Source organism: Micromonospora sp. NPDC051925 (genome assembly GCF_044548625.1).
Taxonomy (GTDB): Bacteria; Actinomycetota; Actinomycetes; order Mycobacteriales; family Micromonosporaceae; genus Micromonospora.
Map to the genome: position 1 here is coordinate 328,090 of NZ_JBIUCH010000001.1, position 24,007 is coordinate 352,096.

The 24,007-nt window shown below is 73.1% G+C and carries 28 protein-coding genes and 1 riboswitch; of the genes, 8 read left to right on the forward strand and 20 right to left on the reverse strand.

Annotated elements, in window-relative coordinates:
* Positions 1–80 precede the first annotated feature (80 nt).
* The 6 genes from urtE to ACIG87_RS01410 all read right to left on the reverse strand — a co-directional run bounded on the left by urtE (position 81) and on the right by ACIG87_RS01410 (position 6,613).
* Positions 81–773 (reverse strand): urea ABC transporter ATP-binding subunit UrtE, encoded by a 693-nt coding sequence (urtE, locus tag ACIG87_RS01385; protein WP_396847055.1) that lies wholly within the window; start codon positions 771–773, stop codon positions 81–83.
* The gene (gene urtD, locus ACIG87_RS01390; RefSeq protein WP_396847057.1) at positions 773–1,528 is read right to left on the reverse strand and encodes an urea ABC transporter ATP-binding protein UrtD; all 756 of its coding nucleotides are present in this window, start codon (positions 1,526–1,528) and stop codon (positions 773–775) included. The genes urtE and urtD overlap by 1 nt, the downstream gene beginning before the upstream one ends.
* A complete protein-coding gene (gene urtC, locus ACIG87_RS01395; protein WP_396847059.1) occupies positions 1,525–2,727 on the reverse strand; it encodes an urea ABC transporter permease subunit UrtC in 1,203 nt (400 codons plus the stop codon). Before urtC ends, urtD begins: the two co-directional genes overlap by 4 nt.
* A complete protein-coding gene (urtB, locus tag ACIG87_RS01400) occupies positions 2,724–3,611 on the reverse strand; it encodes an urea ABC transporter permease subunit UrtB (protein WP_396847061.1) in 888 nt (295 codons plus the stop codon). The genes urtC and urtB overlap by 4 nt, the downstream gene beginning before the upstream one ends.
* Positions 3,612–3,674: 63 nt before the next feature.
* Positions 3,675–4,919, reverse strand: a complete 1,245-nt coding sequence (urtA, locus tag ACIG87_RS01405; RefSeq protein WP_396847063.1) for an urea ABC transporter substrate-binding protein — start codon at positions 4,917–4,919, stop codon at positions 3,675–3,677.
* A gap of 554 nt (positions 4,920–5,473) precedes the next feature.
* A complete protein-coding gene (locus ACIG87_RS01410) occupies positions 5,474–6,613 on the reverse strand; it encodes a substrate-binding domain-containing protein (RefSeq protein ID WP_396847065.1) in 1,140 nt (379 codons plus the stop codon).
* Between the two features lie 95 nt (positions 6,614–6,708).
* On the opposite strand from ACIG87_RS01410, the gene ACIG87_RS01415 reads away from it, so the two are divergent.
* Positions 6,709–7,149: a MarR family winged helix-turn-helix transcriptional regulator gene (locus ACIG87_RS01415; RefSeq protein ID WP_396847067.1), complete on the forward strand. Its 441-nt coding sequence runs from the start codon at positions 6,709–6,711 to the stop codon at positions 7,147–7,149.
* A 21-nt stretch (positions 7,150–7,170) separates the two neighbouring features.
* On the opposite strand, the gene ACIG87_RS01420 is transcribed toward ACIG87_RS01415, so the two are convergent.
* The 9 genes from ACIG87_RS01420 to ACIG87_RS01460 form a co-directional block, all read right to left on the reverse strand.
* On the reverse strand, positions 7,171–8,103 hold the full coding sequence (locus ACIG87_RS01420; RefSeq protein ID WP_396847068.1) for an urease accessory protein UreD: 933 nt from the start codon (positions 8,101–8,103) through the stop codon (positions 7,171–7,173).
* Positions 8,103–8,840, reverse strand: a complete 738-nt coding sequence (gene ureG / locus ACIG87_RS01425) for an urease accessory protein UreG (protein ID WP_396847070.1) — start codon at positions 8,838–8,840, stop codon at positions 8,103–8,105. Before ureG ends, ACIG87_RS01420 begins: the two co-directional genes overlap by 1 nt.
* Complete coding sequence (locus ACIG87_RS01430) at positions 8,830–9,513, reverse strand: urease accessory protein UreF (protein ID WP_396847071.1); 684 nt, start codon at positions 9,511–9,513, stop codon at positions 8,830–8,832. The genes ureG and ACIG87_RS01430 overlap by 11 nt, the downstream gene beginning before the upstream one ends.
* On the reverse strand, positions 9,513–11,216 hold the full coding sequence (locus ACIG87_RS01435; protein WP_396847073.1) for an urease subunit alpha: 1,704 nt from the start codon (positions 11,214–11,216) through the stop codon (positions 9,513–9,515). The genes ACIG87_RS01430 and ACIG87_RS01435 overlap by 1 nt, the downstream gene beginning before the upstream one ends.
* Positions 11,213–11,578, reverse strand: a complete 366-nt coding sequence (locus ACIG87_RS01440) for an urease subunit beta (RefSeq protein WP_396847075.1) — start codon at positions 11,576–11,578, stop codon at positions 11,213–11,215. Before ACIG87_RS01440 ends, ACIG87_RS01435 begins: the two co-directional genes overlap by 4 nt.
* Positions 11,575–11,877, reverse strand: a complete 303-nt coding sequence (locus ACIG87_RS01445) for an urease subunit gamma (protein WP_396847077.1) — start codon at positions 11,875–11,877, stop codon at positions 11,575–11,577. Before ACIG87_RS01445 ends, ACIG87_RS01440 begins: the two co-directional genes overlap by 4 nt.
* Positions 11,878–12,138: 261 nt before the next feature.
* The gene (locus ACIG87_RS01450; protein WP_396847079.1) at positions 12,139–12,771 is read right to left on the reverse strand and encodes an SGNH/GDSL hydrolase family protein; all 633 of its coding nucleotides are present in this window, start codon (positions 12,769–12,771) and stop codon (positions 12,139–12,141) included.
* 31 nt (positions 12,772–12,802) lie between these two features.
* The gene (locus tag ACIG87_RS01455; RefSeq protein WP_396847081.1) at positions 12,803–13,423 is read right to left on the reverse strand and encodes an RNA 2'-phosphotransferase; all 621 of its coding nucleotides are present in this window, start codon (positions 13,421–13,423) and stop codon (positions 12,803–12,805) included.
* An 83-nt stretch (positions 13,424–13,506) separates the two neighbouring features.
* Entirely contained in the window at positions 13,507–14,355 is an 849-nt protein-coding gene (locus ACIG87_RS01460; protein WP_396847082.1) for an SDR family oxidoreductase, read from the reverse strand.
* A gap of 119 nt (positions 14,356–14,474) precedes the next feature.
* Between ACIG87_RS01460 and ACIG87_RS01465 the strand changes: the two genes are divergently transcribed.
* The 5 genes from ACIG87_RS01465 (at position 14,475) to ACIG87_RS01485 (ending at position 17,807) form a co-directional block, all read left to right on the forward strand.
* Positions 14,475–14,882, forward strand: a complete 408-nt coding sequence (locus ACIG87_RS01465; RefSeq protein ID WP_396847084.1) for a winged helix-turn-helix transcriptional regulator — start codon at positions 14,475–14,477, stop codon at positions 14,880–14,882.
* Positions 14,883–14,949: 67 nt separating this feature from the next.
* A riboswitch (SAM riboswitch) is annotated at positions 14,950–15,061 on the forward strand.
* Positions 15,062–15,097: 36 nt separating this feature from the next.
* Positions 15,098–15,241: a hypothetical protein gene (locus ACIG87_RS01470; RefSeq protein ID WP_396847086.1), complete on the forward strand. Its 144-nt coding sequence runs from the start codon at positions 15,098–15,100 to the stop codon at positions 15,239–15,241.
* 96 nt (positions 15,242–15,337) lie between these two features.
* On the forward strand, positions 15,338–16,222 hold the full coding sequence (locus tag ACIG87_RS01475) for an ABC transporter substrate-binding protein (protein ID WP_396847088.1): 885 nt from the start codon (positions 15,338–15,340) through the stop codon (positions 16,220–16,222).
* 41 nt (positions 16,223–16,263) lie between these two features.
* Positions 16,264–17,061 carry an amino acid ABC transporter permease gene (locus ACIG87_RS01480; protein WP_396847089.1) on the forward strand — a complete coding sequence of 266 codons (798 nt, stop codon included), beginning with the start codon at positions 16,264–16,266 and terminating at the stop codon, positions 17,059–17,061.
* Positions 17,058–17,807 carry an amino acid ABC transporter ATP-binding protein gene (locus ACIG87_RS01485; protein WP_396847091.1) on the forward strand — a complete coding sequence of 250 codons (750 nt, stop codon included), beginning with the start codon at positions 17,058–17,060 and terminating at the stop codon, positions 17,805–17,807. Before ACIG87_RS01480 ends, ACIG87_RS01485 begins: the two co-directional genes overlap by 4 nt.
* 79 nt (positions 17,808–17,886) lie before the next feature.
* Here the strand turns inward: ACIG87_RS01485 and tatC are convergent, their stop codons facing one another.
* The 5 genes from tatC to ACIG87_RS01510 all read right to left on the reverse strand — a co-directional run bounded on the left by tatC (position 17,887) and on the right by ACIG87_RS01510 (position 21,654).
* The gene (tatC, locus tag ACIG87_RS01490) at positions 17,887–18,840 is read right to left on the reverse strand and encodes a twin-arginine translocase subunit TatC (protein ID WP_396847093.1); all 954 of its coding nucleotides are present in this window, start codon (positions 18,838–18,840) and stop codon (positions 17,887–17,889) included.
* Between the two features lie 18 nt (positions 18,841–18,858).
* Positions 18,859–19,176: a Sec-independent protein translocase subunit TatA gene (tatA, locus tag ACIG87_RS01495; protein ID WP_396847094.1), complete on the reverse strand. Its 318-nt coding sequence runs from the start codon at positions 19,174–19,176 to the stop codon at positions 18,859–18,861.
* 213 nt (positions 19,177–19,389) lie between these two features.
* Positions 19,390–19,638 (reverse strand): hypothetical protein, encoded by a 249-nt coding sequence (locus ACIG87_RS01500; protein ID WP_396847096.1) that lies wholly within the window; start codon positions 19,636–19,638, stop codon positions 19,390–19,392.
* 10 nt (positions 19,639–19,648) lie between these two features.
* On the reverse strand, positions 19,649–20,659 hold the full coding sequence (locus tag ACIG87_RS01505) for a helix-turn-helix transcriptional regulator (RefSeq protein WP_396847098.1): 1,011 nt from the start codon (positions 20,657–20,659) through the stop codon (positions 19,649–19,651).
* Positions 20,656–21,654 carry a helix-turn-helix transcriptional regulator gene (locus ACIG87_RS01510; RefSeq protein ID WP_396847100.1) on the reverse strand — a complete coding sequence of 333 codons (999 nt, stop codon included), beginning with the start codon at positions 21,652–21,654 and terminating at the stop codon, positions 20,656–20,658. The genes ACIG87_RS01505 and ACIG87_RS01510 overlap by 4 nt, the downstream gene beginning before the upstream one ends.
* A gap of 115 nt (positions 21,655–21,769) precedes the next feature.
* Here ACIG87_RS01510 and ACIG87_RS01515 point away from each other — a divergent pair, with 115 nt between their 5' ends.
* Complete coding sequence (locus ACIG87_RS01515) at positions 21,770–22,843, forward strand: cation diffusion facilitator family transporter (protein WP_396847101.1); 1,074 nt, start codon at positions 21,770–21,772, stop codon at positions 22,841–22,843.
* Positions 22,844–22,897: 54 nt separating this feature from the next.
* Positions 22,898–23,983, forward strand: a complete 1,086-nt coding sequence (locus tag ACIG87_RS01520) for a DUF3866 family protein (RefSeq protein WP_396847103.1) — start codon at positions 22,898–22,900, stop codon at positions 23,981–23,983.
* The last annotated feature ends 24 nt before the right edge of the window (positions 23,984–24,007 follow it).

The following is a 24,007-nucleotide window of genomic DNA, read 5'->3' on the forward strand; positions in this document are numbered from 1 at the left end:
AGGCGGACGCGTCGGGGTGACCGGTCAGCACCGGCATCCCCGACCCTGGCGCTTCAGCGCCGGCGTCCCGGCCCTGGCGCTCAGACCGCGAGCGCCTGGCGGACCGACTGTTCGGCGGCGCTGCCGCCGTCGCCGGAGGCGGTGACCCGACCGGACTCCAGCACGTAGTGCCGGGTCGCCACCCGCAGCGCGAAGCCCAGGTGCTGCTCCACCAGCAGCACCCGGATGTCGGCCCGGGTGGCCAGCTCGACGATCCGGTCCTGGATCTCGGCGACCACCGAGGGTTGGATACCCTCGGTGGGTTCGTCGAGCAGCAGCAGCCGGGGCCGGGTGACCAGCGCGCGGGCGATGGCCAACTGCTGGCGCTGGCCGCCGGAGAGCAGACCGGCCCGCCGGCGCAGCAGGGTACGCAGCGCCGGGAACAGGTCCAACGCCTCGGCGGTGGCGGCGGCCCCGTCGCGGCGACCGTCGGCCACCAGCCGCAGGTTCTCCGCCGCCGTCAGGTGCGGAAAGCACTGCTGCCCCTGCGGCACGTACGCCAGGCCCCGGGCCACCCGCTGATGCGGGGCGAGCCTGGTGACGTCCTCGCCGTCGAGGACGACCGCGCCGGCTCGGGGACGCAGCAGTCCGACGGCGACCCGCAGCAGGGTGCTCTTGCCCGCGCCGTTGTGGCCGAGCACGGCGGCCACCCCGTCGACGGGAACGGCCACGTCCACCCCGTGCAGCACCTCGCTGCGCCCGTAGCCGGCGTGTACGCCACGCAACTCCAACATCACGCCTCCGCTGCGGTGTCGACGCCGAGGTAGACCTCCTGCACCCGGGGGTCCGCCTGGACCTGGGCGACGGTGCCCTCGCTGAGTACCTTCCCGGCGTGCAGCACGGTCACGCTGCGGGCGAAGCGGCGCAGGAAGTCCATGTCGTGTTCGATGACCACCACGGTGCGGTCCCGGCTGACCGCCTCCAGCAACGCGCCGGTGGCGTCGCGTTCCTCGTGGCTCATCCCGGCGACCGGCTCGTCGAGCAGCAGCAGCCGGGCGTCGGAGACCAGCAGCATGCCGATCTCCAGCCACTGCTTCTGCCCGTGCGCCAGCGCGCCGGCCGGCTGGTCGCCCCGGTCGGCCAGGCCGATGGTCTCCAGCGCGGCGGCCACCTCGTCGGGAATCCGGCCGCGCCGCCGGGCCAGCGTCCACCAGCTCCGGGCGGCGCCGGCGGCGATGTCGAGGTTCTGCACCACGGTCAGCTCCTCGAAGACCGAGGCGGTCTGGAAGGTGCGGCCGATGCCGAGCCGGGCGATGCGGTGCACGTCCCGGCCGAGCAGTTCCCGGTCGCCGAAGCGGGCCGAGCCGGTGGCCCGGACCAGCCCGGTCACGGCGTCGACCAGGGTGGTCTTCCCCGCCCCGTTGGGGCCGATCAGGAAGCGGATGTCGCCGGGCGGGACGTCCAGGTCCACCCCGTCGACGGCGGTGAAGCCGTCGAAGGTGACCCGCAGGTCGCGTACGCACAGGCCGTCGAGCCGTTCGCCGGTCATGCCGCCGACACCTCCGTCCGGTTCTCGGCCGGCTCGGTGGACCCGACGGGCTCCGCCGGCCGGGTCCGCCGCCACCACCGGCGGGAGCCGGCCGGGCCCGTCCGGCGGCGGGCCAGTGCCCACAGCGACGCCAGGCCGCCCGGCAGGAACGCCACCACCAGCACGAACAGCAACCCCTGCAGGTACGTCCAGGTGCCCGGGAAGCGTTCCGACAGGGCGGTACGCGCCCAGGCCACCGCCACCGCGCCGAGCACCGGGCCGAGCAGGGTGGCCCGGCCACCGACCGCGACGCCGATGACGAACTCGATGGACGGGACGATGCCGATCAGCGCGGGCGAGACGATCCCCACCGCCGGGACGAAGAGCGCCCCGGCCAACCCGGCCATCCCGGCGGCCACCACGTAGCCGACCAGCTTGACGCCGGCCGGGTCGTAGCCGAGGAAGCGGACCCGTTCCTCGCCGTCGCGGACCGCCACCAGCAGTTCGCCGTAGCGGCTGCGGATGAGCTGCCGGGCCAGCGCCAGCAGCGCGAGCAGGCTGGCGGCGATGATGAAGTAGACCATCCGCTGGTTGACCGGGTCGTCCAGGTCGTACCCGAAGAAGCCCTGGATGTCGGTGAGCCCGTTGGTGCCGCCGGTGGTGCCCTGCTGGCCGACCAGCAGGATCACCATCGCGGCGGCGAGCGCCTGGCTGAGGATGGCGAAGTAGGCGCCGCGCACCCGACGGCGGAAGACCAGGGAGCCGAGGCCGAACGCGACCGCCATCGGCAGCAGCACGGTGGCCGGCAGCGCGACCCAGGGGCTGGCGAACGGCCGCCACCACAGCGGCAGCTCGTCGAGCTGGCCGTAGAGCTGCATGAAGTCGGGCAGCTGGCCGGGGCCGGCGTCGGCGAGCTTGAGGTGCATGGCCATCGCGTAGCCGCCCAGGCCGAAGAACACCCCCTGGCCGAGGGTGAGCATGCCGCCCCGGCCCCACGCGATGCCGATGCCGATCGCGACCATCGCGACGCAGAGGTACTTGGCCAGCAGCGACAGCCGGAAGTCCGACAGGGCCAGCGGGGCGACGGCGAACAGCAGCGCCGCGCCGAGGGCGAACCCGACGGCGGTCCGGGCGGGGCCGTCGAACCGGCGGCCCCGCCGGCCGGGCGGCGACCCGGCGACGGCGGCGGGATCGGTGCGGACCAGCGGCGCGGCGGTCATGCGAGGCTCCTGGTACGCAGGGTGAACAGGCCCTGGGGCCGCCACTGGAGGAAGGCCACGATCGCCACGAAGACGATCACCTTGGCGACGCTGAGGGTGGTGAGGTACTCGCCGGCGGCCTGGAGCACGCCCAGCGCGAAGGCGACGATCACGCTGCCCTTGAGCTGGCCGATGCCGCCGACCACGACGACCAGGAAGGCGTCGATGATGAGGTTGGTGCCCATCGTCGGGCCGATCGGCCCGAGCAGGGTCAGCGCCACCCCGGCGATGCCGGCCAGCCCGGAGCCGATGAAGAAGGTGGTCCGGTCGACCCGGGCGGTGGGGATGCCGGAGACGGCGGCGAGGTCGCGGTTCTGCACCACCGCCCGGATCCGCCGCCCGAGCGGGGTCAGTCGCAGGGCCAGGGTCAGCGCCAGTACGGCGGCCAGGGCCAGGACCAGGATGAACAGCCGGTTGTTGGCGACGGTGAGCCCGCCGGGCAGGGACACGTTGCTGGTCAGCAACGCCGGGGCGCGGGTCTGCACGTTGGGGCTGCCGAAGACGTCCCGGGCCAGTTGCTGGAGCATCAGCGAGACGCCCCAGGTGACCAGCAGGGTGTCCAGCGGGCGGGCGTAGAGGCGGCGGATCAGCGACACCTCCAGCAGCACGCCCATGGTGCCGGCGACCACGAAGGCGACCGGCAGCGCCACCAGCAGCGACCAGCCGGCGGCGGTCACGGTCTGCTGGATGACGTACGTGGTGTACGCGCCGGCCATGATGAACTCGCCGTGCGCCATGTTGATGACGTTCATCTGGCCGAAGGTCAGCGCCAGGCCGAGGGCGATGAGCAGGAGCACCGCGCCGATGCTGATGCCGGTGAAGAGCTGGGCGAAGAGGACTGTCACGTTCGCGCTCCGAAGTGGTGGGTCGGCCCGGACGGGGGTGCCTCCCGTCCGGGCCGGGATCGGTCAGCTCAGGCCGCTCGCCCAGGGGTAGCTCTTCAGGTACGGGTCGGGCGTGATCGGCTTGCCGGAGTTCCACACCTCGGTGATCAGCCCGTCACGGCCGACCTTGCCGATCCGGGCGGTCTTGGCGATGTGCTGGGTGGGGCCGTCCACGGTGACCAGGCCCTCCGGGGCGTCGTAGGTGATCCCGCCGGAGGCGGTCCGGACCTTCTCCACCTCGAAGGAGCCGGCCTTCTCCACCATCGCCTTCCACAGGTGCACCGCGACGTAGGCGGCCTCCATCGGGTCGCTGGTCGGCTTGTCCGCGCCGTACTTCGCCTTGTAGGCGGCGACGAACGTCTGGTTCGCCGCGCCCGGCGTGGTCTGGTAGTAGTTCCAGGCGGTCAGCTGGTCGGCGAGGTACTGGGTGCCGATCCCCTTGACCTCCTCCTCGGCGATCGACACCGACACCACGGGCATGCTCGCGGCGGTGAGCCCGGCGGAGGTGTACTCCTTGAAGAACGCCACGTTGCTGTCGCCGTTGAGGGTGTTGAACACCGCGTCGGCCTTCGCGGAGCGGACCTTGTTGACGATGGTGCCGAACTCGGTGGAGCCGAGCGGGGCGTAGTCCTCGCCGAGCACCGTCATCCCGTTCGCCGCCGCATACGCCTTGATGATCTTGTTGGCGGTACGCGGGAAGACGTAGTCGCTGCCCACCAGGTAGACCGACTTCCTGCCCTGCGCCTTGAGGTAGTCCAGGCCCGGCACGATCTGCTGGTTGGTGGTGGCCCCGGTGTAGAAGATGTACGGCGACTGCTCCAGCCCCTCGTACTGCACGGGGTAGAACAGCAGCGCCTTGTTCTTCTCGAAGACCGGCTTGACCGCCTTGCGGCTGGCCGAGGTCCAGCAGCCGAAGACGGCGGCGACCCGGTCCTGGGAGATCAGCTTCTCGGCCTTCTCGGCGAAGGTGGGCCAGTCCGAGGCGCCGTCCTCACCGACCGGCACGATCTTCTTGCCCAGGACCCCACCGGCGGCGTTGATCTCCTCGACGGCCAGCATGATGGAGTCCCGCACGGTGACCTCGCTGATGGCCATGGTGCCGGAGAGCGAGTTGAGCAGGCCCACCTTGACGGTGTCGCCGGAGACGTCGGCGCTGACACCGGCGGTGGACTTCTCGTCGGAGGTCTTGCTGCCGCAACCGGCGAGCGCGGCGGCGGCGATCAGGGTCATGGCGCCCGCCAGGATGCGGCGGCCCCGGAACTGTGACATTCAATCTCCCTGCGGAGCGATGTTCGCCGGACGATTTCCGTGCCGACCCGCACTGGCCGGCAGGTATTGCTGTCAATGATTGGTAATCGGTGCGGTCGCGATACTCGTCAGCGGGACCGCCGGGCGACGGGTGGGACGTCACCGTGGCGGTCCGCAGTGGACTTCCGGGCAGGAAAAGACTCTGCCCAGTTGATTGCCGCCATGTTTCCCGGCCCTTAATTGACTGTTTCCCGAGTCGATGGCCACACACAAAAAAAGGCCACCGCCACACGGACGACAACCCGAGATAAATGCACGGCTCACACCTGCCACCTGCCGCAGCGCAGGTTAACAGTCAGCCGCCCGAAATCGCCACCAACAATGGCGGGAATGGCGGATACTTCACGCAGGAAGCATCCTAGAACCCCCACCCACCCCCCTGTCAACCACCCGCCCACCTCCCCCACCCCCCGATCTCGACGGTGATCAAGAGGTTTCTGTCACCGGACGACCGCCGGATGACAGAAACCTCTTGATCACCGGGGCGGGAGGGGTGGGCGGCGCGAGGGGGTGGGTCAGAGTTCGGATAGGACGGTGAAGTCGAGACCGTCGGCCTCGGCGAGGTAGATGCGCTGACGGACGTGGCGGTGGCGCAGGTGCAGCTCGCCCCGGGGGCCGTGGTAGGTGACGGCGTCCGCCGCCGCGCCGATCGCCCGTACGTCCAGGGTGCGGGCCCGGGTGATCAGGGCGGCGAGCAGCATCACGCCCTCGTAGCAGGACTCCCCCAGGCTGCCCAGGGGCGGCGCGTCCACCCCGAACCGGCGGGCGAACGCGCCGTGGAAGTCCAGGTTCTCCCGGGTGACCAGGCCGGCGAAGAACCCGGCCGTGCTGAACAACCGGCGGGTGCCGCCCACCCCGCTGGCCAGCAACATGTTCTCGTCCATCAGGGTGCTCAGCCGCAGGCACCGCTGGTCCAGCGCGGACCGGCCGAAGGCCCGGTTGAACCGGACCGCGTCAGCGCCGACCAGCAGCATCAGCACCCCGTCGGCCTCGGCGCGTTCGACCTCCCGCAGCACCGGACCGAAGTCCTCGGTGCCCAACGGCAGGAACGCCCGCCCACACACCCGCGCCCCGCTGTCGCGGGCGTACCGCTGGGCGGCCCACGCGGTCCGACGCGGCCAGACGTAGTCGTTGCCCACCACGAACCAGCGGCGTACGCCCTGCTCCCGGGCGAGCAGGCGCATCGCCGGCCAGAGCTGGGCGTCGGGCGTCTCGCTGGTCAGGAAGACCCCCTCGGTACGCTCCCCGCCCTCGTACAGGGCGGTGTAGACGTACGGCACCCGGTGCGCGATCCGGGGTGCCACCGCATGCCGGACCGAGGAGATGTGCCAGCCGGTCACCCCCTGCACCGCGCCGGTCGACACCAGCGCCTCCACCTCGGCGGCCACCTCCGCCGGTGGCGCCCCGCCGTCGACCGGCACCAGCCGCAGTTCCCGGCCGAGCACCCCGCCAGCCCGGTTGACCTCCTCCACCGCCAACTGGGCGCACAGCTCACAGGTGGGGCCGAACATGCCGGCCGGCCCCCGCATCGGGAAGACCAGCGCGACGCTGACCACCGACCGGTCGACGGTCAGCCAGGACGCTGCGGCGGCCGTGCCGCCCGGCCGGGGCAACGGCTCCGGCGCACCGCGGGGACGCGGCACCGGCACGGACATGCTGACATGATTGCCGGCAACCCTGGCGGGCCACCAGACCCGACCGCGAACCGGGACGCTTCGGTAACATGGCAACCCACCGAACGGGGAGAGACATGGCCGACGTTCCCACCACGCCCGTCGACCTGATGCGCGCGCTCACCCGCGCCGAACGGCTGCTCGCCCGGCGGGTCGGCGCGGTGCTCGCCACCGAGGGGCTCACCGTCGAGGCGTGGCGCGTGCTGTGCCGCCTCGCCGACGGGCAGGGGCACCCGATGAGCGAAGTCTCCACCGAGGAGTCGCTGCCCCCGGGCACCCTGACGAAGCTCGTCGACCAGCTCGTCGACCAGAACCTGGTCCACCGCCGGATCGACCCGTTCGACCGGCGACGCATCCGGGCCTACCTCACCCCCCGGGGCCGCCGCGAACAGGACCGCGTCGACGCCCTCGTCCGGGCCGAGCTGGCCGGCATCATCGACGACGCGTCGCTGACCGGTCAGCTCGTCGACCTGGTCGCCCGGCTCGCCCCGCACCGGCACCCGGTCCGGGCCGGCTGAGCAGGCGACCCGGACCGCACCTCAGTGGCGGCCCACGGCGTGCTGCGGGCCCACGGTGGCGACGGTCGCCGCAGTCTCCGTGGCGGTGGCTGGGGCGGTGGCTGGGGCGATGGCTGGGGCTGGGGCTGGGGCTGGGGCTGGGGCTGGGGCTGGGGCTGGGGACAGCGTGCGCAGGCCCTCGGCAGGGCTGTCGAGCAGGGTGCGCAGGGTGTGCGCGTCGGCGGCGGTGGCGGTGAGCAGGGTCGCCGGGCCGCCGGCCAACGGCAGCCAGGCGACGACCTCGCCGGAACGGGTCCGGGCTTGGCGGACCCGGCCCCGGACGTCGCCGCCGGTGGCGTCCGGCAGCACCGGTCCGGGTGAGGGCTCCGGGTCGACCACCAGCAGCGAACCGGTCGCCGTCGCCCCGCCCAGCACCGCCGGACCGGCCCAGCCGGGCGCCGCCGGGCCGACCGCCAGGGACTGCCGCAGCAGCGGCCGACCGGCGTAGTCGACCGAGGTGGCCACCACGACGTTGCCGGCGGGTTCGCCGTACCGGCCGCAGACCAGCTCCTCGCGCCAGCTCAGCCGGGCCCCCTCGGCCAGCTCCACCCGGGACTCGGCGACATGGTCGCAGCCGGCCGCCGCGACCAACTGCTCCGGCAGCCAGTGCAGGCTGCCGGCGGCATGCACCAGCGCGTCCACCCGCATCCGGGAAACCGCCCCTGCCCGGCCGGGCAGGGCCACCGAGGCGGCGACGGTCCGCACCCGCACCGCCGCCCCCGGCCCCACCTCGACGGTCAACCGCAGGTCGTCACCGGCCAGCGGGCCGGCCGCCCCGCCGACGACGTACACCGTGACCACACCGCCCTCGGCGGCGGCCTGGCGCAGCAGCAGCGGCGACTCGCCGCGCAGCTCGCGCAGCACGGTGCCGCCCCGGCCGTCGACCGTCGCCACCAGCCGGGCGACCGCGCGCATCAGCCGACGACCAGCTGGCCGCGGTGATGGGCCAGCTCGTGGCGGACCCAGTCGGCCACCCCGGCGGCCACCGGGTCGGCCACGATGGACAGGAACAGCGTCGGCAGGTCACCGCGCCGGGCGCGGGCGTCCCGGTCCATCACCGCCAGGTCGGCGCCGACCATCGACGCCAGGTCGGTCTTGTTGATGACCAGCAGGTCGGCGGCGGTCACGCCGGGGCCACCCTTGCGCGGCACCTTGTCACCACCGGCGACGTCGACCACGAAGATCTGCCGGTCGACCAGCCCCCGGCTGAACGTGGCGGTCAGGTTGTCCCCGCCGCTCTCCACCAGCACCAGGTCCAGCGGCCCGACGCCGTCGACCAGCTCGTCGATGGCATCGAGGTTCGCGCCGATATCGTCGCGGATCGCGGTGTGCGGGCAGCAGCCGGTCTCCACCGCCCGGATCCGCGCCGGGTCGAGCACCCCGGCCCGGCGCAGGAAGTCGGCGTCCTCGGTGGTGTAGATGTCGTTGGTGACCACGCCCAGGCGCAGCTCACCGGCGAAGGCCCGGCACAGCGCCGCGACCAGGGCGGTCTTGCCCGACCCGACCGGCCCGCCGATGCCCACCCGCAGCGGACGGGCGGTCGACGGCAGCGGGGCGTGCGGATCGACCCCCGGCTCGGGATGGCTGTGCGGAACGGTCTCGTCGTGCGGGGTCTGCGCGTGCGGGGTCTGCGGTATGGAATCAGGACGCAAAGAGACGCACCTCCCAGGTGGCGTGGACTTCGGCATGGATGTCGGTGAGCGGGGCGGCCGGCGCCGGCAACCGCTCGGGTGGGTCGGCGGCGGCGGTGACCGCCCGTACCGCCGTGGCGTCGCAGTCGGCGGCCAGCGCCGCCAGCACCGCGTGCACCCGGTAGGGGTCGAGGCCGAGCAGGCGCACCGCCGCGCTGGCCGGGCCGGTCATCGACCCGTACGCGGCAATGGTGGCCACCGCGACCGGGTCCAGGCCGGCGGCGGCGGCGACCAGGCCGAGCACCAGCGGTTGGTGCGGCCCGTGCGGGCCGGCGGGCAGGGCGTCGAACCCACCGGCGGGCCAGAGTTCCCGCCCGGCCCGCAGCAGGGCCCGGCCCTGCCGGCGGGACACCGCCCGCAGCGCCGGTGCGGCGGTACGGGCGTCCAGCTCGGCGTCCAGCCGGGCCAGTGTCGACCGGCGGTCGGCCTCCCCGGCGGCCCGGTGCGCCGCCACCGCGAACGCGGCGGCGACCAGCCCGCCGGTGGCCAACCGGCCCCGCAGGAACTCCCGCAGGGTGGCCGGGTCGGTGACCAGTCCGGCCGCCACCGCGGCCTCCAACCCGCCGGAGTGGGCGTGCGCCCCGGCGGGGAACCTGCCGTCGGACAGCAGCAGCACCATGCTCGACGGGCTCATCAGAACAGGTGGTACCGCTGGGCCATGGGCAGCTCGGACACCGGCTCCGGCTCGACCACCACCCCGTCGATCCGGACGGTGAAGGTGTCCGGGTCGACCTCGATGCGCGGCAGCGCGCCGTTCTCCGGTAGGTCCGCCTTGCCCCGGGACCGCACGTCGGCCACCGGGACCAGCGTGCGACGCACGTCGAGCCGCAGGCCCGCCTCCAGCGCGGCCGGCGCCACGAACGCCACGCTGGTCGCGGCCGGCACCACGCCGTACGCGCCGAACATCGGCCTCGGCAGCATCGGCTGCGGGGTGGGGATGGACGCGTTCGCGTCACCCATCTGCGCGTACGCGATCATCCCGCCCTTGATCACCAGGTGCGGCCGGACGCCGAAGAACGCCGGCTCCCAGAGCACCAGGTCGGCGAGCTTGCCCGGTTCCACCGAGCCGATCTCCCGTTCCAGGCCGTTGGCCATCGCCGCACAGATGGTGTATTTCGCCACGTAGCGGCGGGCCCGGTGGTTGTCGGCCGGGCCGTCGCCGGGCAACGCGCCCACCCGCCGCTTCATCACGTGGGCGCTCTGCCAGGTCCGGGTGATCACCTCACCGATCCGGCCCATCGCCTGCGAGTCGGAGCCGATGATGGAGATCGCGCCCAGGTCGTGCAGCAGATCCTCGGCGGCCATCGTGGACGGCCTGATCCGGCTCTCCGCGAACGCCAGGTCCTCCGGCACCGACGGGTTGAGGTGGTGGCAGACCATCAGCATGTCGAGGTGCTCGGCGAGGGTGTTGCGGGTGTACGGGCGGGTCGGGTTCGTCGACGACGGCAGCACGTTCGGCTCCCCCGCCACCGTGATGATGTCCGGCGCGTGCCCACCCCCCGCTCCCTCGGTGTGGTACGAGTGGATCGCCCGGCCACCGATCGCGCGCAGCGTGTCGGCCACGAAGCCGGCCTCGTTGAGGGTGTCGGTGTGGATGGAGACCTGCACCCCGGACGCGTCGGCCACCCGCAGGCAGGCGTCGATCACCGCCGGGGTGGTCCCCCAGTCCTCGTGCAGCTTGAACCCGCCCGCGCCGGCCCGCAACTGCTCCCACAGCGCCTCGGTGGCGACCGTGTTGCCCTTGCCCAGCAGCAGCACGTTCACCGGGAAGGCGTCCAGCGCCTCGTGCATCCGGGCCAGGTGCCAGGCGTTCGGGGTGACCGTGGTGGCCCGGGTGCCCTCGGCCGGGCCGGTGCCCCCGCCGACCAGGGTGGTGATGCCCGAGGTCAGCGCCTCGGTGACGAGCTGCGGGCAGATGAAGTGCACGTGGGTGTCCACCGCCCCGGCGGTGAGGATCCGGCCGTTGCCCGCGATCACCTCGGTCGACGGGCCGATCACCAGGTCCGGGTGGACGCCGGGCATGGTGTCCGGGTTGCCGGCCCGGCCCAGCGCCACGATCCGCCCGTCGCGCAGCCCGACGTCGGCCTTCACCACCCCCCAGTGGTCCAGCACCACCGCACCGGTGATCACCGTGTCCAGGGCGCCCTCGGCGCGGGTGGCCCGGGACTGGCCCATCGACTCGCGGATCACCTTGCCGCCGCCGAAGACCGCCTCGTCCCCGCCGACGCAGTGGTCGACCTCCACCTCGATCAGCAGGTCGGTGTCGGCCAGCCGGATCCGATCCCCGGTGGTCGGGCCGTACAGGTCGGCGTAGCGACGCCGGTCCACGGCGCTCACCGGTTCTCCTCCCCGTCGAGCGGGCCGGGCACACGATCGGACGGAGCGGGCTCCCGGTCGAGCGGGCCGGCGACCTCGCCGCGCAGCCCCGGCACGATCCTGGCCCCGCCGAGCGGCACCAGGTCGACGGTGCGGCTGACCCCCGGCTCGAACCGTACGGACGTTCCGGCGGGCACGGCGAGCCGCTGGCCGTACGCGGCGGAACGGTCGAACCGCAGGCCCGGATTGGTCTCGGCGAAGTGGTAGTGCGAGCCGACCTGGATCGGCCGGTCGGCGGTGTTGACCACCAGCAGGGTGGTCACCGGGCGGCCCACGTTGATCTCCACCGGGCCGTCGCCGGGCAGGATCTCCCCGGGGATCACGGGATCGGGTGGTGCACCGTCACCAACTTGGTGCCGTCCGGGAACGTCGCCTCCACCTGCACCTCCCCCAACATCTCGGGGATTCCGTCGAGCACGTCGTCGCGGCTGAGCACCGTCCGGCCGGCGGCCATCAGGTCGGTGACCGACCGGCCGTCGCGGGCCCCCTCCAACAGGAAGGCGGTGATCAGGGCGACGGCTTCGGGATAGTTGAGGCGCAGTCCGCGCTCGCGTCGTCGGCGGGCGACGTCCGCGGCGACGTGGACGAGCAGGCGGTCCTGCTCGTGGGGCGTGAGGAACACGGGATCTCCCGGGCGGCTCGGCGTGTCCCCACCGTACCGACCGGAACGCGCCGAGGGGCGCGGACCGGCGAGGGCAGGAGGACACACGGGACCGCCGTCGGCCACCGGCGGGGCGCTCCGGGAACCCCACCGGCCCCGGCCCGCCACGGGGCCACTCGGCGGTGGTGGCTGGGAACGGACCGCACCGCCAACCGCTGCACCGACCGTAGAGGATCGCCCCGGCTCGTGGCAACGCCGCCGGCCCGCCGGGTCGGTACGGGATCAGGTGGTCGGGGTGACCGCCGCCAACCACTGCTGGGCCAGCACCGCGTGGCCGAACGGGGTCAGGTGCACCCCGTCGTCGGTCCACACCCGGTCGTCGACGCCGGTGGAGCGGAACAGCGCGTCCACGGCGACCAGCGTCGCGTCGAACTCGGCGGCCAGCTTGCGTACCACGTCGACCTTCGGGTCCAGATCGTCCCGCCAGCGCCGCTGGAGGTCGTCGACCGGGAGGAGGAACGGTTCCATCAGCACCAGCCGGACGTCGGGCAGCGCGTCCCGGGTGGCGGTCAGCAGGTGGCGGTAGTCGGTCGTGAACTCCTCGACCGTGGTGACCTCGCCGCTGCTGTAGCGCCGCCAGGTGTCGTTGATCCCGATCAGCACGGACACGACCTGCGGGGCCAGCGCCAGGCAGTCGTCCTCCCACCGGGCCCGCAGGTCCCGTACCCGGTCGCCGCCGATGCCCCGGTTGCGGAACACCGCCCGGTGGCCCGGGTGTCGTCCCGTGAACCAGGCGGCGGCCATCATCGCCCAGCCCACCCCCAGGTCGGTCTCGTCGGCCCGGTCCCGCCCGGCGTCGGTGATGCTGTCGCCGATGAACAACACCCGCCCCTCGCGGGGAATCTCCACCGTCATCCGTCCGCTCCCCTGTCGTCGTGGGCCGTCATCATCCCCCGGTGTCCGGTCCGGACACCACCCGGGAGTGGGCGCTGCGGTGGTGTCCGTTGCGAGTCGGCGCGGGCGGACCGGCACGCTCGGTCAGGTAGGCCGCCGGCACCGCGTCGGTGAGCCACACCCCGTTGGCGCTGCGATAGAAGTCGTGGCCGTCGCGGTCCATCGCCGCCGCGTCGACGGTCAGCACCACCACCGCGCCGCCCCGGCGGCCACCGACCCGCCGCGCCGTCGCGACGTCCGACGACAGGTGTACGTGGTGCCGCCCCCGGCGCAGCCCGGTGGCCCGGATCGAGTCGAGCGCGGCGGCGGTGGTGCCGTGGTAGAGCCGCACCGGCGGCGGCTCGGCGGTCAGCCCCAGGTCGACCGGGTACGAGTGGCCCTGGCTGGCCCGGATCCGCTCGACCCCGTCGGCGTCCCGCACCACCGCGAAGCGCTGTTTGTCGTTGCCGGTGACCACGGCGTCGAGTTCGGCCCGGTCGATCCAGACGGCCGCCAGCAGATCGGCGACGCGTACCCAGCCACCCGGGTCGGGAGTGAGACCGAACCGGGCGGGCTGGTGGCGCAGGGCCAGGGAGATCCGTTTGCTGACCCGTACCAGCGTCCGTTGGTCCATGCCGAGCATTGTCGGGCCGACGCCGGTGGCGCTCCACCGGTTATCCCGTCCCGCCCGACGCCCCGGGGCGGGCGGGGTCGGGCTCAGCGGGCGGCGCGGATCGCCTCGGCGAGACTGGTGGGCCGGCGACCGAGCAACGTCTCCAGGTCGTCGACGGGCACGTACAGCGCGCCCTGGGCGAGGCCCCGGTCGGCGTCGGCCAGGGTGGCGGCGTACGCCTCGGGCAGCCCGGCCGAGACGAGCAGTTCGGTGTACGCCGGCACCGGCAGGTCGGTGTAGCGGACGTCGTGTCCACTCTGGTGGGACACCTCGGCGGCCAGCTCGGTCAGGGTGAACGCCTCGCCGCCCAGTTCGTAGACCCGGCCGGTGTGTCCGTCGGTGGTGAGCACCTCGGCGGCGGCCTCGGCGTAGTCGGCCCGGGTGGCGGCGCTGACCCGGCCGTCGCCGGCCGATCCGGCGATCCCGTGGGCCAGGTAGCCGGGCAGCTGGCCGGTGTAGTTCTCCAGGTACCAGCTGTTGCGCAGCAGCACGTACGGCAGGCCGGAGGCGTGCAGCTCCTCCTCGGTGACCCGGTGCTCGGCGGCCAGCAGCAGGTCGGAGGTGTCGGCGTGGGCGATGCTGGTGTAGACGACCAGGCCGACGCCGGCCTGGCGGGCGGCGGTGATCACGTTGCGGTGCTGGGCTGCCCGCTGGCCGACCTCGCTGCCGGAGACGAACATCAGCTTCTCGGCGTCGGCAAGGGCGGTCCGCACCGAGTCGGGGTCGGTGTAGTCGGCCGCCCGGACCTCGACGCCCCGCTCGGCGAGGTCGGTGAGCCGGCTCACGTCCCGTCCCACCGCCACGATCTGCGCGGCGGGTACGCCCCGGCGCAGCAGGGACTCGACGATCAGGCGGCCGAGGTGGCCGGTGGCCCCGGTGACTACGACGGACATGGGGTGCTCCTTCGGGTGGGTGTTGCTGTCGTACTGGCCAACACGCAGGCGTTCCGCAATACTTCCCGTCAGAGAGTAGGCACCTTCAAGTTTGTGACGCACTGAAGGAGAGTGAACAGGTGAAGCCCAACCCGTTCCACCGCAACTGCGGTAGCCGGCAGGTCATCGACCGGATCGGTGACCGGTGGAGCGTGCTGGTCGTGCTGACCCTCGCCGACGGCGGTCGACGCTACGGCGAACTGGCCGAACACATCGACGGGATCAGCCAGAAGATGCTCACCCAGACGCTGCGTGGACTGGAACGTGACGGCCTGGTCACCCGGACGGTGCACGCCAGCGTGCCGCCCCGGGTCGACTACGCCCTCACCGACCTGGGCCGCAGCCTGCTCGACCTGGTCTCCGGCCTGGAGTCCTGGGCCACCACCCACCTCACCGAGGTGGAAGCGGCCCGGGTCCGCTACGACGCCGACGTGCCGCGCCGCTCGCCCACCACCGCCACGCCGTCCACCCGACCCTCCCGCCGGTAAGGGGCGGACGTGAGGGCCGTCATAACGGGTGGACGACCGCCCCGCTGCTGCTGCTAGCCTTCGGACAGGTCATGAGCGCCAGCGTCAAGCCCCGGCTCGCTGGCCGGCAACCCTCCGCCACGGTGGGGTGCTCCGGGTGAGGACCAGGCACCGGTGGACCACCGGTGCAAGCGTGGCCTGGTTTCCCAGGTCAACACACCGACCGAGGAGAACCCATGTCCGCCCCACCAACCGCCCCGCCCGCCGACGGCACCGCCCCGGCCGACCGGCCCGGCGTGCGGACGGCCGGCGTCCGGCTGGTCAAACGGCGACACGTCGACCTGATGCGGGTCCACGGCGACTCCTGTCGCCCCCGGTAGTCGACCCCTTTCCCCGTACCACCTCAGCGGTGTGCCCGGTGGGCATGCCGTCGGCGACCCACGCCCGTCGCCGCCCGATCAACCCCGGAGACCCCTGTGCGATTCCTTCCTGCCCTGCCCACGCCTCAGCTGACCAAGGTCGCCGCGCTCGGCGTCGCCGCCCTGCTCGCCGCCACCGGACTGACCGCCTGCGGCGGCGACTCCGCCGAGCCGGCGGACAACCCGTACGGCCTGCTCCAGCCGGGCGTGCTGCGCGCCGGCACGCTCACCGACGCCCCGCCGAACGTCTACCTCAAGGACGGCACGTTCACCGGTTTCGACAACGACCTGCTGGTCGCCGCCGCCGCCAAGGTGGGGCTGAGGGTCGAGTTCGTCGGCACCGACTTCTCGGCGCTGCTCTCCCAGGTCAACAACCGCAAGTTCGACATCGGCAGCTCCTCGATCACCATCACCGAGGCCCGCAGGAAGACGGTGGACTTCGGCAACGGTTACGACTTCGGCTACTTCGGGCTGGACGTGCCGGCCGGCTCCCCGCTCGCCGGCTTCGACCAGCTCGCCGGCAAGCGGGTGGTGGTCGTGCAGGGCACCGTGCAGGACGACTACGCCACCGGCAAGAACCTCGACCCGGTGCGGGTGCCGGACTACAACGGGGCGATCAACCAGCTCAAGGCCGGCACCGCCGACGCCTGGATCGCCCCCGCCGAGATCGGCGAGAAGTCGGCAGCCGACAGCGGCGGAAAGATCACCGTGTCGGCCAAGGAACTGAGCCCGGCCCCCACCGCGTACGCCTTCGCCAAGGGCAACGACACGCTGCGCGAGGCGCTGAACAAGGGCCTCGACGAGGTCATCGCCGACGGCACCTGGACCCGGCTCCAGCAGCAGTACTACCCGGGCCGGCCGATCCCGGCCGACTTCACGCCGGGCAGTGGCACGGTCACCGCCCCGGGCGCGGCGACGCCGTCCGCGTCGGCCACTTCCTGACGGTACGACCACACCAGCGAGCGGGGCGGTAGGAGAATCCGATGGATCCGTTGGGCACCCTGTGGGAGACCTTCTTCGACTGGGACTCCATGCGCGAGGCGCTGCCCGAGATGCTCACCGTCGGGTTGCCCAACACGCTGATCCTGGCGGTCTCCGCCGCCCTGCTCGGCTCGGTGCTCGGCATGCTGCTGGCCGTGGCCGGCATCTCCCGTACCCGGTGGCTGCGCTGGCCGGCCCGGGTCTACACCGACATCTTCCGGGGCCTGCCGGCCGCAGCCACCATCCTGCTGATCGGCGTCGGCCTGGCCCCGCTCGGCATGCAGGTCTGGGGGCCCAACCCGTACCCGCTGGGCATCCTGGCGCTGTCGCTGATCGCCGCCGCGTACATCGGGGAGATCTTCCGCTCCGGCATCCAGAGCGTGGAGGCGGCGCAGCTGGAGGGGGCCCGCGCGCTCGGCTTCTCCTGGGGCGAGGCGATGCGCCTGGTCATCGTCCCGCAGGGCGTACGCCGGGTGCTGCCGGCCTGGGTGAACCAGCTCATCGCCCTGATCAAGGACTCCAGCCTGGTCTACTTCCTGGGCCTGCTGGCCAGCCAACGGGAACTGTTCCGGATCGGCCAGGACTACGCGGCGAACACCGGCAACCAGTCCGCGCTTTTGCTGGCCGGCCTGTGCTACCTGGTGCTGACCGTGCCGCTGACCCACGCGGTCAACTGGATCGACCGCCGACTCCGCCAGGGCCGGACGGTCACCGTCGACCCCGACGACGACGGCGGGCTGGCCCCGGCCGGCGAGACCGCCCTTCCGCAACCACGCTCCACCCGGGAGGACCCCCGATGACGGCCAGCACCGCGACCACCACCTCGGTCAGCCTCAGCGTCCGCGACGTGCACCTGGCCTTCGGGGCGAACCGGGTGCTGCGCGGCGTCGACCTGGACGTCGCCCGGGGCGCCACGGCCTGCGTCATCGGCCCGTCCGGCTCCGGCAAGTCCACCCTGCTGCGCACCGTCAACCGGCTGATCGAGCCGGACGCCGGTGACGTCCTGCTCGACGGGCGCAGCGTGCTACGCGACGACCCGGACGCCCTGCGCCAACGGGTCGGCATGGTCTTCCAGCAGTTCAACCTCTTCCCGCACATGACCGTGCTGCGCAACATCACGCTGGCGCTGCGCAAGCTCAGGAAGCTGCCCGAGGACGAGGCGGTCCAGCTGGCCCGGGAGCAGTTGGCGCTGGTCGGTCTCGCCGCCAAGGCCGACTCCCGGCCCGCGCACCTGTCCGGCGGGCAGCAGCAGCGGGTCGCCATCGCCCGCGCGCTGGCCCTGCGACCGCAGGTGATGCTCTTCGACGAGGCCACCTCGGCGCTCGACCCGGAACTGGTCAAGGGCGTGCTCGCGGTGATGGCCGAGCTGTCCGCCGGCGGCATGACGATGGTGGTGGTCACCCACGAGATGGGCTTCGCCCGCTCGGTCGCCGACACCGTCGCGTTCATGGACCACGGCGTGGTGCTGGAGGCCGGCAAGCCGGCGGCGCTCTTCGAGGCCCCGCAGCACCCCCGGCTACGCCGCTTCCTGTCCCAGGTGCTCTGAACGCCTCCGACGGGGCGGCACGGACGACGCCGCTCCCGGCAGGGCGGGAGCGGCGTCGGGTGGTGCGGGTCCGGCTCGGTCAGGTCATGTCGTCGTAACGGCGGTCGATCGGCTTGGGCGGGGCGACCGGCTCGGAGGCACCCACCGGGCCGGACAGCTCCAGCTCCGGGGTGGCGACCACCGGATCGTCGTCCAGCTCCAGCGGCGACACCTCGTCGTCACTCAACCCCGCAAAGGACTCCTTGCGCCGATCCTTGCGCCGGTCGTTGATGAACGCCACCCCGACCGCGGCGAAGTAGAGCGCCGAGAGGCAGATCGCCAGCGCGGTCATCCCGAACGGGTCGGGGGTGGGCGTCACCACGGCCGAGAAGGCGAAGAACACGAAGACCGCCACCCGCCACCAGCTCAGCAGCTTCTTCGCGCTGGCCAGCCCGACGAAGTTGAGCATCAGCACCAGCAGCGGGAACTCGAACGCCACCCCGAACAACAGGATCAGGTTGGTGACGAACGAGATGTAGCGGGTGACCTCCAGCGTGGTGGAGATGTCGCCACCGGAGAGGTCGAGCAGGAACTCCAGGCCCTTGGTCGTGACGAAGAAGGCCAGCACCGCGCCAGCGGCGAACAGCGGCGCGGCGAGCGTGGTGAAGATGTACGCGTATCGCCGCTCGTGCCGGTGCAGACCCGGCGCGATGAACGCCCAGAGCTGGTAGAGCCAGACCGGTGCCGCAATGATCAACCCGACCCAGAGGCCGATCTTCAGATTGAGCAGGAAGACATCGGCAACGCCGAGCTGGACGAACTTGCACAGCCCGGTCTCCGGGTCCCTCGCCTGAGGCAGGTCGCAGTAAGGCTTCGAGAGCAGTTCCCGGACCGGCGTCGCCAGCCAGATACCGAAGCCGAAGCCGATCAGGATCGCCAGCGAGGCGCGGAACAGTCGGTTCCGCAGTTCGCGGACATGTTCCATCAGGGTCATGGAACCGTCGGCGGCCCGTTCGAAGGTGCTGGGGCCGCGCTTACGGAGCGCGAAGGCCACGGTGATCGGGCCCTTCGGTCAGTTGTCGCGGACGCGCTGCACCGGGTCGACCGGCTGCTGCGGCGACTGCTGCGGGGCGTACTGCTGCTGGGGCTGCGGCGCGTACGGCTGCTGCTGCACGTGCTGCTGCTGGGGCGGCAGCGGCTGGTAACCGGCCTGCGCGTCGGCCTTCTCGGCCAGGTCGCGGTCGTCGTCGGCCAGGCTCTTGGTCTCCGCCTTGATGATCCGCAGCGAACGGCCGAGCGAGCGGGCCGCGTCGGGGAGCCGCTTCGCGCCGAAGAGCAGGATCAGCACGACCACGAGTACGGCGATGTGCCACGGCTTGAGGGCACCCATGGGAAGCTCCAGTCGCTCTGTGTCGAAGGGTGTGTCGCAGCCCATCGTACGTGCGTGACGGGCTGCTGCCACCCGCCGGGCCACCGCTGATGCGGCCCGGCCGGTGAAGTCTTGACCACCGCCGAGTGTCCCGTCAACCACCTGGACGGGTGCAGAGCTGCCGAAACGGACCCCGGATGCGCAGCGAATGCGCGGTCAACCGACCGGTGTCGATCACTTCCCGCGCTTGGCCTTGATCAGTTCCAGTCGCTGCTGGGTCGTCTCACCCCGCCGTTGGAGCGCCTCGGCCCGCTCCTGCAACGCCTCGGCACTGCGCCGCAACGCCTCCGCGTCGGCCTCGCGCGCCTGCAGGCCCACCGCCGCGCGGCGCAACCGGGGCAGCCGCACCAGCACCGGACGCACCGCCAGGGCCAACACGACCAGCGCGAACAGCAGCACCGCGAGAACGATCCACTTCACCACGGCGGTCAGCCTACCGGGAGGTCACCGCGCCTGCCGGGCCGGCCGAGGCCACCGGGGTGGCGTACGCCTCCAGGGCCGCGGTGGCCTGGGCGCGCACCTGGGCGGCCAGCTCGACCGGGGCGACCACGGTGACGTCCGGGCCCAGCCCGAGCACGAAGCGGCGGGCCCAGCCGAGATCGGTCACCCGCAGCGACACCACCCACCGGTCGCCGTCGACCTCGACCTGTTCGCACGGGTAGTACTCGGTGATCCACCGCTCCCCCCGGCCGATCCGCAGGGTGATCAGCGGCAGGTCCGGCGACGGGCGGAACACCCCCTGACGCAGGTCGTGCGGTCGGGCCTGCGGCGGCACCACGGCCGGCTCGTCCAGCTCGACCACCGCGTCGATCCGGTCGGCCCGGAACAACCGGACCGCCTCGGCCCGGCGGCACCACGCCTCGACGTACGCCCGACCGTCGACCATCAGCATCCGCAGCGGGTCGATGGTGCGCTCGGTGCTCTCGTCCCGGGCGGCGGTGTAGTAGGTGATCCGCAGCGCCCGCCGACGCTCCACGGCGGCCCGCAGCTCCTGCACCCGCCGGCCCTCGCCGGGCAGCCGGACCGCCACCGGGGCGCCGACCAGGTCACCGGCCGCGTTCTCGATCTTGGCCAGGGCGCGTTCGACGGCCTCCCGGTTGGCCACCCCCGGCGTCTCGGCGAGCATCCGCAGCGCCACCACCAGCGCCAGCGCCTCGTCCGGGGTGAGCCGCAGCGGCCGGTCGATGCCGGCGTCGTAGGTGATGGTCACCCGATCGCCGTCGAAGGCCATGTCGATCAGGTCACCCGGGCCGTAGCCGGGCAGCCCGCAGACCCACAGCAACTCCAGGTCCTCCCGCAGCTGCCGTTCGGTGACGCCCAGGTCGCCGGCGGCCTCGGCGACCTCGATGCCCGGCCGGGCCAGCAGGTAGGGCACCAGGTTCAGCAGCCGGGCGAGCCGGTCGGCGGAGGTGCGGGAGCCGCTGCGGGCGGCGGGGCGGGTCATCGGACACCGCCGGCCACGGCCAGCTCGTCGTGCCGGGCGGCGATCTCCTTGAGCCGTTGGATCACCGCGTCGCGTACCTCGGGTGGGTCCAGGACCCGGACGTCCGGCCCGTACCCGACGAGCTGACCGGCCAGCGACTCCGGGTCGGCGTACGGCAGCACCAGGTGGTCGCCGTCCGGGCCGGACACGCTCTGCACGGCCCACCGGCGCAGGCCGGCGGCCCGGCCGGCGGCGGCCAGCACGGTGGCCCGGCCGGTCCGCTCGACCGGCCCGGACCAGCGGGCAACATGGCTGATCAGGTCGAGGCCGGCGGGTGGCTCGTAGGCGCCCGGCGCACCGGTCACCCGGACCGCGCCCACCACCCGGGAGAGCCGGAAACAGCGGGTCGCCACGCGGTCCCGGTCGTGGCCGACGACGTACCAGCGGCCCCGCCAGCAAACCACGCCCCACGGCTGCAACCGGCGTCGGGTCGGCGCGTCCCGGTCCGGCACCCGGTAGTCGAAGGTGACCTCGCGGCGGTCCCGGGCGGCGGCGGTGAGCGGGGCGAACGACGGGTCGACGGTGACCATCGGCTCCAGCCCCAGGGTCGCCTGCGGGTCGACGTCCACCCCCGCCGCGCGCAGCTTGGCCAGCCCGGAGGAGGCGGCGGCGGCCAGCCCGGCGTGCTGCCACAGCCGGGCGGCGATGCCCACCGCGGCGGCCTCGTCCGGTTCGAGCGGAATGTCGGGCAGCGCGTACTCCCGGTGGGCGATCCGGTAGCCCGGCTCGGCGTCGAAGACGCTGGCCGTCCCGGTCTCCAGCGGCACCCCCAGCTCGCGCAGCTCCGCCTTGTCCCGCTCGAACTTGCGCTGGAACGCCTCGTGTTCCCGGTCGTCGTCCGGATCGTGCTCGTAGCCGGGCACGGTCGCGGCGATCTGCGCGGCGGTCAGGAACCGCCGGGTGGACAACAGACAGATCACCAGGTTGACCAGGCGTTCGGTACGGCTCCGCGACACGGGTGAACGCTAGCAGCCCGAGCAGGATACCCGTGCACCCGCGCGGCCCCCGGCGTGTGGGCGGGTCGCGCCGGCGCTGCGGGCAGGGCGGACCGGTCGGATCTAGGGTGACCGCATGGCGGAGGGCGAAGTCAGGGCCGAGAGCGTCGGCACCGTCGTGGTGGCAGGTGCGGCCAACCTGGCCATCGCGGTGGCCAAACTGATCGCCGGGGTCGTCTCCGGCTCGGCGGCGATGCTCTCCGAGGCGGCCCACTCGGTCGCCGACACCACCACCGAGGTGCTGCTCTACCTGGCGCTGCGTCGGGGCGCCCGGCCCGCCGACGTCCGCCACCCCTTCGGGTACGGCAAGGAGAGCTACGTCTGGGCGTTCCTCGCCGCGCTGTTCACCTTCGTGGCCGGGGCCGGCTTCGCGATCACCCACGGCGTGACCACCATCCTGGTCCACCAGCACAGCGGCAACTACCTGATCTCGTACGTCGTGCTGGCGGTCTCCTTCGTCATCGAGTCGGTGTCGCTGGCCCGGGTGGTGCACCAGGTACGCGGCGAGTCCCGCCGCTGGCGGACCTCCCCCCGTCGGTTCCTGCGGCTGACCGCCGACACCACCGTCAAGGCGGTGTTCCTGGAGGACAGCGCCGCCCTGATCGGCCTGCTCATCGCCGGCGTCGGCCTGGGCCTGTCCGAGTGGACCGGCGACGAGCTGTGGGACGGTCTCGCCTCGATCCTGATCGGCCTGTTGCTGCTCGTGGTGGCCACCGTCCTGGCCAGGAGCAACATCTCGCTGCTGGTCGGCCGGGCGGTGCCCGAACGGCTGCACCACGAGATCGAACGGGAACTGGCCGGCCTGCCGACGGTGGACCGGATCGACACCCTGCTGACCATGCAGCTCGGTCCGGACGACATCCTGGTGGCTGCCAAGGTCGACTTCCGGGACGAGGCGACCGGGGCCGACATCGAGACCGCCGCCGACGAGGCCGAGCGGCGGCTCACCGACCGCTACCCGGAGATCGGGTACGTCTTCCTCGACCCCACCCGATCGCTGCCCGGCACGGCCGGGCGACGCGCCCGACGTACCCAGAAACTGCCCGGCCCGGTGACCGACGCCCGGATCATCCCGGACCGGCCCGACCCGACGGCCGCCGCCCGGCCCGGCCAGGAACCGCCCGACCTGGAGGCGGACGGGCGGAGCTGAGCGACGGCGGACCCGCACGCGGTAGCCCGGTCGACCGGCGATAGCGTGCCGGGCATGGTGCGATGGCGGTCGGGAACGGTCACGGCGGTGCGGCGACGGTGGGCCGGCGCGGTGGAGCTCGACGTCGCCCTGCCCGACGGGGCCACCATGCGCGCCCTGGCCTACCCGGAGCTGGTCGGCGACCCGACGCCCGGCGACCAGGTGCTGCTCAACGCCGGAGCGCTGCTGATGGGCCTCGGCACCGGCGGGTACGCCCTGGTGGTCGCCCTGCCCGACCGGCTGCCCGCCGACCCGCCGCGGGCCGGGGACACCCGGGACGCCGGTCACCTGGTCAAGGCCCGGTACACCCCGCTACAGCCGATCATGCTGGGCGTCGACGAGGAGGCGTCACCGCACCACGCGCTGCTCGCCGCCGTCGACACCCTGGACGGGCTGCCGGTGGTCACCGCCGACCTGCACTCCGCCCTGCCGGCGATCCTCGCCGGCATCCACGCCGACGCCCCACAGGCCCGGGTGGCGTACCTGCTCACCGATGGCGGCGCGCTGCCTGCCTGGTTCTCCCGCACCCTCTACGGGCTGCGGGACGTGCTGGTCGGCACGGTCAGCGTCGGGCAGGCGTTCGGCGGGGACCTGGAGGCGGCCACCCTGCACACCGGCCTGCTGGCCGCCCGGCACGTGCTCCGCGCGGACGTGGCGATCGTCGCGCAGGGCCCCGGCAACCTGGGCACCGGCACCCGGTGGGGCTTCTCCGGGGTGGCCGTCGGCGAGGCGGTCAACGCGGTGGCCGTGCTCGGCGGGCGGCCGGTCGGTTCGCTACGGATCTCCGACGCCGACGCCCGCCCCCGGCACCGGGGCGTGTCGCACCACAGCCTCACCGCCTACGGCCGGGTGGCCCTGGCCCCGGCGGAGCTGGTGGTGCCGGACGGCCTGCCGGCGGAGCTGGCGGCGCAGGTGGACGCCGCGCTGGCCCCGCTGGCCGCGCGGCACACACTGGTCCGGGTCGGCACCGACGGCCTGGACGCCGCGCTGCGCGCCCTGCCGGTGAAGCTGTCCACCATGGGCCGGGGCCTGGACGCCGACCACGCCTACTTCCTCGCGGCGGCAGCCGCCGGCCGGCACGCCGCCGTCCTGGCCGGCTGACCCGAACGACAACAGATCCACCCG

Coding starts and splice junctions, on each gene's coding strand:
- urtE (WP_396847055.1), bottom strand. CDS start 773: ATGTTGGAGTTGCGTGGCGTACACGCCGGCTACGGGCGCAGCGAGGTG.
- urtD (WP_396847057.1), bottom strand. CDS start 1,528: ATGACCGGCGAACGGCTCGACGGCCTGTGCGTACGCGACCTGCGGGTC.
- urtC (WP_396847059.1), bottom strand. CDS start 2,727: ATGACCGCCGCGCCGCTGGTCCGCACCGATCCCGCCGCCGTCGCCGGG.
- urtA (WP_396847063.1), bottom strand. CDS start 4,919: ATGTCACAGTTCCGGGGCCGCCGCATCCTGGCGGGCGCCATGACCCTG.
- ACIG87_RS01410 (WP_396847065.1), bottom strand. CDS start 6,613: ATGTCCGTGCCGGTGCCGCGTCCCCGCGGTGCGCCGGAGCCGTTGCCC.
- ACIG87_RS01415 (WP_396847067.1), top strand. CDS start 6,709: ATGGCCGACGTTCCCACCACGCCCGTCGACCTGATGCGCGCGCTCACC.
- ACIG87_RS01420 (WP_396847068.1), bottom strand. CDS start 8,103: ATGCGCGCGGTCGCCCGGCTGGTGGCGACGGTCGACGGCCGGGGCGGC.
- ACIG87_RS01430 (WP_396847071.1), bottom strand. CDS start 9,513: ATGAGCCCGTCGAGCATGGTGCTGCTGCTGTCCGACGGCAGGTTCCCC.
- ACIG87_RS01450 (WP_396847079.1), bottom strand. CDS start 12,771: ATGACGGTGGAGATTCCCCGCGAGGGGCGGGTGTTGTTCATCGGCGAC.
- ACIG87_RS01455 (WP_396847081.1), bottom strand. CDS start 13,423: ATGGACCAACGGACGCTGGTACGGGTCAGCAAACGGATCTCCCTGGCC.
- ACIG87_RS01460 (WP_396847082.1), bottom strand. CDS start 14,355: ATGTCCGTCGTAGTCACCGGGGCCACCGGCCACCTCGGCCGCCTGATC.
- ACIG87_RS01470 (WP_396847086.1), top strand. CDS start 15,098: ATGTCCGCCCCACCAACCGCCCCGCCCGCCGACGGCACCGCCCCGGCC.
- ACIG87_RS01480 (WP_396847089.1), top strand. CDS start 16,264: ATGGATCCGTTGGGCACCCTGTGGGAGACCTTCTTCGACTGGGACTCC.
- ACIG87_RS01485 (WP_396847091.1), top strand. CDS start 17,058: ATGACGGCCAGCACCGCGACCACCACCTCGGTCAGCCTCAGCGTCCGC.
- tatA (WP_396847094.1), bottom strand. CDS start 19,176: ATGGGTGCCCTCAAGCCGTGGCACATCGCCGTACTCGTGGTCGTGCTG.
- ACIG87_RS01505 (WP_396847098.1), bottom strand. CDS start 20,659: ATGACCCGCCCCGCCGCCCGCAGCGGCTCCCGCACCTCCGCCGACCGG.
- ACIG87_RS01515 (WP_396847101.1), top strand. CDS start 21,770: ATGGCGGAGGGCGAAGTCAGGGCCGAGAGCGTCGGCACCGTCGTGGTG.
- ACIG87_RS01520 (WP_396847103.1), top strand. CDS start 22,898: ATGGTGCGATGGCGGTCGGGAACGGTCACGGCGGTGCGGCGACGGTGG.